This is a genomic window from Peptostreptococcus stomatis DSM 17678, from assembly GCF_000147675.1.
GTDB lineage: Bacteria > Bacillota > Clostridia > Peptostreptococcales > Peptostreptococcaceae > Peptostreptococcus > Peptostreptococcus stomatis.
On the sequence record NZ_ADGQ01000034.1, the window covers coordinates 1 to 10,549 of the forward strand.

At 38.0% G+C, this 10,549-nt stretch carries 8 protein-coding genes and 1 pseudogene; 1 reads left to right on the forward strand and 8 read right to left on the reverse strand.

Annotated features, from left to right (window positions below):
• Positions 1-66: 66 nt before the first annotated feature.
• A pseudogene (locus tag HMPREF0634_RS10145) lies at positions 67-171 on the forward strand (IS481 family transposase); the annotation flags it as partial.
• Between the two features lie 553 nt (positions 172-724).
• Here the strand turns inward: HMPREF0634_RS10145 and mnmA are convergent.
• From mnmA to HMPREF0634_RS03150, 8 genes are all read right to left on the reverse strand, one after another.
• Positions 725-1,777, reverse strand: coding sequence for a tRNA 2-thiouridine(34) synthase MnmA (gene mnmA, locus HMPREF0634_RS03115; RefSeq protein ID WP_007788927.1), 1,053 nt, complete (start codon positions 1,775-1,777; stop codon positions 725-727).
• Positions 1,778-1,853: 76 nt separating this feature from the next.
• A complete protein-coding gene (locus tag HMPREF0634_RS03120; RefSeq protein ID WP_007788923.1) occupies positions 1,854-2,318 on the reverse strand; it encodes an RrF2 family transcriptional regulator in 465 nt (154 codons plus the stop codon).
• A gap of 158 nt (positions 2,319-2,476) precedes the next feature.
• A complete protein-coding gene (locus tag HMPREF0634_RS03125) occupies positions 2,477-3,748 on the reverse strand; it encodes a replication-associated recombination protein A (protein WP_007788920.1) in 1,272 nt (423 codons plus the stop codon).
• Between the two features lie 131 nt (positions 3,749-3,879).
• Entirely contained in the window at positions 3,880-4,656 is a 777-nt protein-coding gene (codY, locus tag HMPREF0634_RS03130) for a GTP-sensing pleiotropic transcriptional regulator CodY (RefSeq protein ID WP_007788930.1), read from the reverse strand.
• 254 nt (positions 4,657-4,910) lie between these two features.
• A complete protein-coding gene (gene topA, locus HMPREF0634_RS03135) occupies positions 4,911-7,007 on the reverse strand; it encodes a type I DNA topoisomerase (protein WP_408634984.1) in 2,097 nt (698 codons plus the stop codon).
• 3 nt (positions 7,008-7,010) lie between these two features.
• The gene (gene dprA / locus HMPREF0634_RS03140; protein WP_007788922.1) at positions 7,011-8,267 is read right to left on the reverse strand and encodes a DNA-processing protein DprA; all 1,257 of its coding nucleotides are present in this window, start codon (positions 8,265-8,267) and stop codon (positions 7,011-7,013) included.
• 116 nt (positions 8,268-8,383) lie between these two features.
• Positions 8,384-10,000, reverse strand: coding sequence for a YifB family Mg chelatase-like AAA ATPase (locus HMPREF0634_RS03145; protein WP_007788921.1), 1,617 nt, complete (start codon positions 9,998-10,000; stop codon positions 8,384-8,386).
• Positions 9,997-10,359: a YraN family protein gene (locus tag HMPREF0634_RS03150; protein ID WP_007788919.1), complete on the reverse strand. Its 363-nt coding sequence runs from the start codon at positions 10,357-10,359 to the stop codon at positions 9,997-9,999. Before HMPREF0634_RS03150 ends, HMPREF0634_RS03145 begins: the two co-directional genes overlap by 4 nt.
• Positions 10,360-10,549 lie beyond the last annotated feature (190 nt).

Consider the following 10,549-nt stretch of genomic DNA (forward strand, 5'->3'; position numbering starts at 1 on the left):
ATAAAAAGAGAGAATATCCTGTATAATTGAAATAACCACAAATCAAAAACGAAAGGAACTCTCTCTATGAATACTATTATAGCACAAAAACAAAGATATTTGCCTCACACTTTAGAAACAAAATACCACGAAGTAAAAACATATAGAAGTGGATGCTCTATTAGGTTTGTATGACGATTTGATTATACAAATGAAAAGATATTTATATAAGTCTAACAGATTGCCTATGCAGGTTTTAGGTTGGTTATCTCCTATTGAAATCAGGGAAATAATGGTTGGAGAATAATCTCCAACCATTATACCAAATCTTTATTATTTTCTCTCTAAAAAATGTCTCACATTATTTACAAATATACAAAGTTGAACATTGATAACTAAAAATGCATATTACAAAGCTGTCTGTCGATATATAAGGTCAAGCTCATCTTAGAAGACTTCATCAGCAATTTTGTTAGATGACCATCCATCTTTCAAGCGAATCTGAATCAAAACTCGTTCATCATAAGAAAGATGTTTCCCTTTTTCGTGTCTAGTTGTGGTAAAACATACATGATCCATAGCTATAACTCCTTTGGTTTATTGTTGATTTAACACCTACATTCTACCACAGAAGTATAGCTATGGATTTTTTATTTAATTGTTCAACTTGATTATACAATCAACCAAAATTAATAAACATACTTATTCTGTCATATAATTTACCAATTTTTATATACTGTACATCCTATTCTATAATACCCCCTCCAAGGAGCCTATCTTCAGAATAGAATACTACACTCTGACCACTTGTTATAGCCCTTTGAGGCTCTACAAAGTCGACCCTAACCCTGTACTTGCCAATATATGTCACTTTGGCTTGTGCAGGCTTGGCCGCATATCTTACCTTTGCATAAACATCTATAGGACCAACAACTTCATCCTGACTCCATTCGACAAAATTTACATCCCTGGCAGTCAAGCTAGTCTTAAAGAGGTCATCATTATCCCCAAGGACTATTGACTTGTCCTGGCCATTTATAGCCACTACATAGGTAGGTTTGCCAAAGGTTATACCTAGCCCCTTCCTCTGGCCTATTGTATAGCTTATTATACCCTTGTGCCTGCCCAAGACCTTGCCTGACCTATCTACAAAGTTACCAACCTCTACCTTCTTTTTGGAATTCTCCTTCAAGAAAGCTTCATAGTCATGGTCTGGTATAAAGCATATATCTTGACTATCAGGCTTGTTATGGACTTCCAAGCCAATTTCTTTGGCCATATCCCTAATAGTATCCTTGTCATACTTACCTATTGGGAATAGGGTCCTAGCCAATTTTTCCTGGTTTAGGTTGTATAGGACATAGGTCTGGTCCTTGCTATCACTCGATGCCTTTTTTATTTCGTATTTACCACTTTTTTCATTAAAGTCTACCAGGGCATAGTGGCCGGTCGCCACATAGTCACAGCCGAGTTCCCTGGCCTTATCAAATAAAAGCCCAAACTTAATTGTCTTATTACAAAAAACACACGGATTTGGTGTCTTACCAGCAAAATACTCATCTATAAAATTGTCTACAACAAGGTCCTTAAAGTCTTCCCTAAAATCCAGGACATGGTGGTCAATTTTCAACTTATTACAGACAACCCTTGCGTCCTCGATTGAAGTATCCTTATTTCCGTCTTTAAAGTCCCATAAGGCCATGGTCGCACCTACAACCTCGTAACCTTCTTTTTGTAGTAGAAAGGCGGCAACTGAACTATCTACGCCACCACTCATACCCAACAAAACTCTTTTCATTTTTCCTCCATAATTCTTGTAAACTCAAAAGAAGAGCTCGAGGCCCTTCTTTTCATCGATAAAATATATTTAAGAGTTATTTGATTTCTCTCATTTTTAAAGTAATGTCATCTTCCCTGTAGTTGAAGTTTGAATTGTAATCATCCGCCATATCCTGTAAGGATATAGACATAGTAACATCTTCAATTGCCTGCTTGATCCTAGCCCACACATACCTAGTTGAACATGAATCAAAATTCTTACAGGCATCTTCATCCAACAAGCATTCTGTAAAAGCCATATCCCCTTCTAATACTCTCAAGATATCTGCTACAGTTATCTCAGACGCAGGCTTTGATAGGAAATAACCACCTTGAGCCCCTCTCACACTCTTGACCAAACCGGCCTTCTTAAGTGCTGAGAAAATCTGTTCTAAATATTGATCTGATATCTCTTGCCTATTGGCAATATATTTTAGTGGAACTGGTTCATTTTCATTGCCACTGACAGCTAGTTCAAACATTGCCTTTAAACCGTACTTACCCTTAGTTGAAAGCTTCATTGTTTTCACCTCTTCTCGAATTAATTCCTAGTAAATTGATACGAATTAACTCTACGTCTATAATATTATATCCTAGTAAAAAAGTCAAGATTAAAATTTTATTAAAATTTCAAGATTCTCTCTATTTTATACAAATTATAAAATCCAACCTCTAGCCTTTATTCAGACTTTTTATCCCTTAAATAATTCAAAAAGTCCCTTATCTGACTTTCAAATTTATTATTCTGTGGCTCGTAATAGACCTTGTCAACCATATTATCTGGTAGGTATTGTTGGTCTACATAATGGTCTGGATATGCATGTGGGTATTTATACCCCTTGCCATGACCTAGGGAATGAGCCCCCTTATAATGGGCATCCAAGAGATGGTTAGGTATATCATCCTGGACCATACTGTCTATATCTGCCAGGGCCCTATCCACAGCAATATAGGCTGAATTAGACTTAGGAGCTGTAGCAAGGACTAGGCAGGCCTGGGCCAGGGGTATCCTTGCCTCTGGTAAGCCCACTTGCATGGCTGAATCAAGACAGGCCTTGACTATCACTATGGCATTGGGATAGGCCATACCCACATCTTCTGAGGCTATGACCAAGAGCCTTCTAATGATACTCGCCAGGTCTCCCCCCTTAATTAGGCGGGCCAAATAGTATATGGCTGCGTCTGGATCACTGCCCCTTATTGATTTTTGTAGGGCGCTTAATAGGTTGTAGTGGACATCCCCACTAGTATCGAAATTATAGCTAGTAGATATGTTCAAGCCCTCAATTACACCCATATCAATCTTGGCCCTGGCATCCTTATCCAACCTGGACTCACTTATGGCCAACTCTAAGAGATTGATTGCCGACCTCATATCACCACCGGATGCATTTGCCATTGCCTCATAGGCCTCCATGTCACAAACCAGGTCTAGATTGCTGGCCTCCCTGTACCTGCCCACTATATTTTCAAGTCCCTTGACTATATCCTCTAAAGAAATAGACTTGAACTCCATGACTATACTCCTGCTTAGGATGGCTTTGTAGACATAGTGGTAGGGATTTTCTGTTGTACTTGCAATCAAGCTTATCTGGCCATTCTCTATAAATTCTAAAATTGACTGCTGTTGTTTTTTATTAAAACTCTGGATTTCATCTATATATAGGAGGATTCCCTTTTGGGCATCAAGGTTACCTATAGAGGCTATAACCCTCTTTATATCATCTATAGACGAATTAGACGCATTGATTTTAAAAAACTTCTTATCTGCCCTGGCTGCTATTATCTCAGCCACTGTTGTCTTACCTACACCCGGCGGACCAAAAAATATCATATTTGGAAAATAGGCTTTTTCTATCATATTATTCAAGAGCCTACCCCTACCAATAATATGTTTTTGACCAACGACATCCTCTATCCTAGTAGGTCTGTACTTATCTGCTAATGGCATATCTTCCTCCTAAAAAATATGGCGCTAAGGTAATACATCACCCTAACGCCACTTTTAACGCACATAATATATACTGGTAACTTACAAGTGACTTACAAACGATCACTCACAAAGTATAGTAATATATCTTCCTATCTTACCTTTGCCAGTTCGTCTAGCAGCTTGTCATTTAGGATCCTAATATGAGTACCCTTCATACCAAGTGACCTAGACTCTATAACTCCCGCACTTTCAAACTTTCTCAATGCATTTACTATTACAGACCTGGTAATTCCAACCTTATCTGCTATCTTGCTGGCAACTAGTAATCCTTCGTCGCCATCCAATTCATTAAATATATGCTCTATTGCTTCAAGTTCAGAATATGAAAGTGTTCCTATGGCCATCTGAACCACAGTCTTCTTCCTCATATCTTCTTCCATCTCTTCACTGATAGCCCTGATTATCTCTAGACCCACAACTGTTGCTGCATATTCAGCAACTACCAGGTCTTCATCCACAAAAGACTTGTTATATCTAGATAATAGAAGTGTTCCTAGTCTATCTCCACTACCAAATATAGGTACAACTGTAGTAAACTTAGCCAACCTATTTTGTTCATGTGGGAAGAACTTTAGAGCTTCTTCACCAGATATATTTTCTTTAGTTTCATATATTTTCAAGATATTTTCTGTATACTCAGCTGGGAAGACATTCTTATTACTATCTTCATCGATAATTATTGAACTATCTTCCGGCTTCTGTAGATGGTGTCCTAATACTTTACCCTTCAAGCTAACTATGTAGACATTTGAATCAAGTACATCACTTAGTATAACTGACAACTGATCAAAAGAAACAGATGTCCCTGCATTAGACTGAAGTGTCTTGTTTATCTTTCTCGTGTTTAATAACAACTCACTTGTCATGTGGTACCCCCTCCTAATTTTATTAATTATCATATATTTTTTTATTGGTCTTTTTTAATATTATCTGAACTAAACCTAGTGTGACCTTATTTTTTAAAAATACACACAATTTAAACAATATACACAAGTTAAGGTTACCACAATTTGTATATTTTTTCAACTATTTTGATAAGCATTTTTATAATTTTCATTATATTCTAATAATTTTTTGATTTTTCCCTTATATTATTAGTCTTATCATATTAGGTATTAACCTATTTGTCCTTGCCCTTCTTAGGCTTCTGATTGCTTATACAATCCTTGTTCGAACAGATTGACCTGCTTTCCTTCTTAGTTACCTTCTCAACCATGTGGGATCCACAGTCAGGACATACCTGACCTGTAGGTTTGTTCCATTCTACAAAATCGCAGTCAGGATAATTGCTACAACCATAGAATACCCTACCTCTCTTAGACTTCCTTATGATTATATCCCCATCTCCACACTTTGGACACTTGACCCCTACCTTGTCTACTATAGGCTTGGTATTCTTACACTCCGGATAGTTCTTACAAGCCATAAACTTGCCAAACCTACCATGCTTGATTACCATATTAGACCCACAGACTTCACAGACTTCATCGGTCTCTATATCCATATTAATTTTTTCTATATTTTCAATAGCTTCTTTGATGGATGATGCCAGTGGAGCATATGATTCTGAAACCACATCTTTCCAGTTTTCAAGACCATCTTCAATCTTATCAAGTCTAGATTCCATTTGGGCAGTATAGTCTACATCAGTCAACATTTCAAAGTTCTCTTCTAGTATCTCTGTAACTATCTTTCCAAGTTCAGTTGGTTTTATAGCTGGCCCCACTTTTTCCACATACTCCCTAGTCAGGATAGTTCCTATAGTAGGTGCATACGTTGAAGGTCTACCAATCCCCAGTTCTTCCAGTGTCTTTACCAGACTTGCCTCTGTATACCTGGCAGGTGGCTGGGTAAAATGCTGCTCTGGATCAATCTCCTTAAGCCCCAACTTATCATTGAGTTTTATTTCAGGAAGAATCTTGTCTTCCCTATCATAGTAATCATAAACCCTGGTAAAGCCATCAAAAACCTGCTTTGATCCAGATGCCTTAAAAGTATACTGGCCAATTTCTGCCTCTATACTCATACTTTCATATAGGGCATCTGCCATCTGACTTGCTACAAACCTCTTCCATATTAGGTTGTACAACCTGTATTGGTCATTTGATAAAGAGGCCTTTATCTCTTCTGGATGCCTATAAACGGACGTAGGTCTGATAGCCTCATGGGCGTCCTGGGAATTGGTCTTAGACTTGGACTTCTTGTCCTTAGTTTCTGAATGGTACTTCTGTCCATAGGAATTCAATATAAAGTCTTTGGCAGAAGACTTGGCCTCTTCAGACAATCTCTGCGAATCAGTCCTGATATAAGAAATCAAACCAAGGCTGCCTTCACCCTTTACATTTACTCCTTCATATAACTCCTGGGCTATCTTCATTGTTTTCCTGGTAGTAAAGCCCAGCCTATTTACAGCCTCCTGCTGTAATACAGAAGTGGTAAATGGTTTAACTGCAGCCCTCTTCCTAGTCCTTGTATCTATCTTCTTAACAAGAAGACTAGATCCCTTTATCTTGTCAATTATCTCATTGACCTGGTCTTCATTATTTAGGTCAAGTTTTTTTCCATCTATACCATAAAAAGAAAATTCAACTGGACATCCATCCACCTCTGAAATCAAATCCAAGGACCAGTATTCAACAGGCACAAAATTTTCAATTTCTGTCTCCCTATCGCATACCAACTTGGTTGTAACCGACTGGACCCTACCAGCACTTAGGCCCCTCCTGATCTTCTGCCACAAGATTGGGCTTATCTGGTAACCCAATAACCTGTCCAGAACCCTTCTGGCTTGTTGGGCATCAACCAAATCTATATTTATCTGCCTAGGCTTCTTTATAGCCTTCTTTATTGTATCCTTAGTTATTTCATTAAATTCTATCCTACATTGGCTCTCAGGATCTATATCAAGTATATAGGATAGGTGCCAGGAGATTGCCTCCCCCTCTCTATCGGGGTCGGTTGCCAGATAGATCTTTGAGGCCTTCTTAGCCTCTTTTTTAAGGTCCTTTATTACAGGTCCCTTACCCCTAATATTTATATACTCGGGTTCAAAATTATTATCTATATCAACCCCCAACCTGCTCTTGGGTAAATCTCTTATATGTCCTACAGATGCCTTTACAACATAGTGGTTTTTGCCTAGAAATTTTTCGATAGTCTTTGCCTTTGCTGGAGACTCAACTATTACTAAAGCTTTTGGCACAAACAACACCTCCATTTTTTATATTATAAGGACCCTATTTAATTGGTAGGTATTGATACCCACCTCAAAAATATAATCCATCATAGATAAATTATTGACACAAAATATGACATCTCCTATCTCAATATTAAGGTAAAGAGAAATCTTGTCAATTTCTAAGGCCCCCTTTTCGGATAAAAGCTTCAAAATAGCACACTCGTGTTCAGAAAATTGTTGCCTTTTTAACTTATCATTTCTAATATTATCACAAACAGAGTCATTATTACCAGTATTTTTCTTATTTTTTTTGTTATTTAAGGAATCAAAAGAATAAAAAGCTTCATAATCTTCTAGTATATCCTTGCTACTCAGTACAATTTTTCCTCCCCTACTTATCATTTCATTACAACCATATGATAGGTCTGAAAAAATACTTCCTGGCACCAGGTAGACCTCCCTGCCATTATCCAGGCCGTAAGTGGCAGTTATAAGAGACCCGCTCTTTTTACCAGCCTCAATTACCAGGGTTCCCCTGGATAGGCCAGCTATAATCCTGTTTCTCATGGCAAAATTAGCCCTAAAGGTTTGGCCGCCTGGTCCAGTTTCTGATAAAATAAGGCCACCCTGGTCTAATATTTCCTTAAATAGGTTGGTATTTGACCTGGGATATATATTATCTATAGAAGTCCCCATCACGGCTATGGTAGGAGACCCACCCTCCATACAGTACCTGTGGGCATGGGAATCTATACCCAGGGCCAAACCACTCACTATGCCTATACCAGCTTCTGATAGGTCCCTGACCAGGTACTTGCTGGCATTTTTTCCATAGTCTGTAGACTTGCGGGCTCCTACAACTGATAATAGAGGATAGGCATTTGCCACACTTATATTCCCATAGTAATAAAGGATATAGGGTGGGTCATATACATTTCTCAATAAGTCAGGATAGTCTTCTGAATCATAGCATACATATGAAGCCTTGTTTATCCTGACATTATTTTTTATTTCATCTATAAGGGCTTGATTGTATCCATACTTGCTAATCTTATCCATGATTTTTTTAGAAAAGTAGGTCTTACCAAGGTCTAAAATCCAACCTATAAAGTCTCTTGACCCTATTTGACTGGCAGAATCCATAAGTCTCGTCTGGCTAACTGATTCTCCAATCGATCCCTTGAAATCTACATCCATAAATATTTCCTCTAAGCCGTCCTTGTTTTCTTCATAGAAAAGCTTCATATTCCTAGGACCTATTCCAATAACTTCCTTGGCCCATATAAAAAAATTATCCATCACTTATCCTCCAAATCAAATTCACCTACTATAAATCCTATAAATATACCTACAACTTCTATACATACATCTAGCAATAAGGTCCCACTGTAAAATTTATATTTTCCTTGTTTCATCTAGCGATTAAAGTACTTGTAATAGGCCTTCCTATAGGAAAAAGCCTCTAAGAGATCCTTGCTAGATATAGTCTCCCTAGCTTCAAGGTCTGCTATAGTCCTAGCCAACTTCAAGAGTCTGGTATAGGACCTATTACTTAAACCATACTTTTTATATATCCTTGACGCCATCATGGACGAATCTTGGTCTAGATAACAGTATTTTTCTATATCTTCACTTGTCATTTGAGAATTTACATAGAAGTCTCTGTCTTTAAATCTATCTGCTTGAATATTCCTTGCAGACTCGATTACTTCTAAGATTTCTCTAGAAGTCATCCTCTGCGACCTATCGTCAAAGTCTTCAAAATCAACCTTTCCCACCTCGCAAAAGACATCCATCCTATCAAGTATAGGTCCGGATATCTTGCTTAAGTACTTGTCTATTTCGTACTGTCTACACGTGCACTCCTTATGACTCTTGTAGTAGCCACATGGACATGGGTTCATGGATACTATCAATTGAAAGGCAGCTGGATAGGTCACACTGTGGTTGATTCTTGAAATATTTACCATAGAATCTTCAATTGGTTGCCTTAGGGCTTCTAGTATTTGCTTGGAAAACTCAGCTACTTCGTCCAAAAATAAGACCCCCCTATGGGCAAGGGTAATCTCCCCCATGCTGGCCTTGACACCACCCCCTATAATGGATATCTTGGTAGCAGTATGGTGGGGTTGCCTAAAGGGTCTGACTTTTTTTATCCCCTCCCCCTCTTTTAGGAGTCCTGCCGCACTGTATATCTGGGTTATTTCTAATTCTTCCTTGATACTGGGCCTGGGCAATATGGTCTTGATGGACCTTGCTATCATTGTTTTACCGGTACCTGGAGGTCCTATCATAAGCATATTGTGGCCACCTGCAACTGCTATCATGGCAGCCCTCTTTGCTATTATATTTCCCCTTATGTTATAAAAGTCATCCTCCATAATTCCAGGTTTGCCTACAGGCATTTCAGTTTCTTTATCTTCATTTTTATCTTCTTCATTATCTTCCTTATTATGTTCTTTATTTTTATCTCCATACAGGTTAATGTACTTACTAGCCAAATAGGATTCCATTTGATCAGGTGCCATATTAAGGATTTTTATACACTCTTTAACGCTGTCTAGACCTATAACTTCCATACCCTCTATCTCCCTGCACTCAGGGTAATTGCTTATGGGTATAAAAACCCTCTTAATCCCTTCTTTCCTCATCCTGATTACTATAGACAGGATCCCCCTCATGTTTTTGATCTTGCCATCTAAGGACAATTCTCCTAAAAAGCCGGACTCAGCCAGGTAGTCATCTGATTTTTTAACCTTGCCCCTCAATATGCCTACACATATACCAAGGTCTAGGTAAGACCCATCCTTTTTGACATCTGCTGGTGACAGGTTTATGACCAGCCTATTTAGGGGGAAGTCATAACCGCTATTTATAATTGCCGACCTAACCCTCTCCTTTGACTCTTTAACCTCTGTGCCTGCTAGGCCAACCACACTAAAATAGGGCATACCCTTGGATATATCTACTTCTATGTCAACTATTAGACCATCTACCCCCATGACCATACCTGACTTGATCTTGTTAATCATATATTACCTCCTATAGTATATGCATTCCTTATATGCTTTATCTTTTTTTCTTTGAAATATACTTCAAATACATCAAACCTTACTGGGTAATCCAAGCTGCCCTTTGAGGAAAGGTAATTTTTGGCAAGACAAATAATCCTGGCCATCTTCTTTGAATCAACCGCCTGGGCAGGATTGCCAAAGTATGTACTATTCCTGGTCTTCACCTCACCAAAGACCAAAACTTCATTCTCAACAAAAATTATGTCTATTTCACCCCTCTTGGTCCTGTAGTTCCTGTCCACTATCCTACAGCCTATTCTTTCAAGATAAAGGGCTACTGCTTCTTCTCCTATCATTCCAATCTCGTAATTATTCATAAAACCTCCATAAGCCTAATTAGACCTATAGTCTTATGTACTATTTTGAAAATAAATAAAGACCAAATTTATCATTATAATTAAACTGATCTCAACCTGTTATATATTGTTATATACTTTTATCTACTTATGCCCCTTATATAAATCATACATTAACCTTTTGTCAGCCTTATTTTATGCATAAAAAAGA

What these genes read in the sequence shown, in the direction of transcription:
- mnmA (WP_007788927.1), bottom strand. Translation starts at nt 1,777, where the DNA reads ATGAAAAGAGTTTTGTTGGGTATGAGTGGTGGCGTAGATAGTTCAGTT.
- HMPREF0634_RS03120 (WP_007788923.1), bottom strand. Translation starts at nt 2,318, where the DNA reads ATGAAGCTTTCAACTAAGGGTAAGTACGGTTTAAAGGCAATGTTTGAA.
- HMPREF0634_RS03125 (WP_007788920.1), bottom strand. Translation starts at nt 3,748, where the DNA reads ATGCCATTAGCAGATAAGTACAGACCTACTAGGATAGAGGATGTCGTT.
- codY (WP_007788930.1), bottom strand. Translation starts at nt 4,656, where the DNA reads ATGACAAGTGAGTTGTTATTAAACACGAGAAAGATAAACAAGACACTT.
- topA (WP_408634984.1), bottom strand. Translation starts at nt 7,007, where the DNA reads ATGGAGGTGTTGTTTGTGCCAAAAGCTTTAGTAATAGTTGAGTCTCCA.
- dprA (WP_007788922.1), bottom strand. Translation starts at nt 8,267, where the DNA reads ATGGATAATTTTTTTATATGGGCCAAGGAAGTTATTGGAATAGGTCCT.
- HMPREF0634_RS03145 (WP_007788921.1), bottom strand. Translation starts at nt 10,000, where the DNA reads ATGATTAACAAGATCAAGTCAGGTATGGTCATGGGGGTAGATGGTCTA.
- HMPREF0634_RS03150 (WP_007788919.1), bottom strand. Translation starts at nt 10,359, where the DNA reads ATGAATAATTACGAGATTGGAATGATAGGAGAAGAAGCAGTAGCCCTT.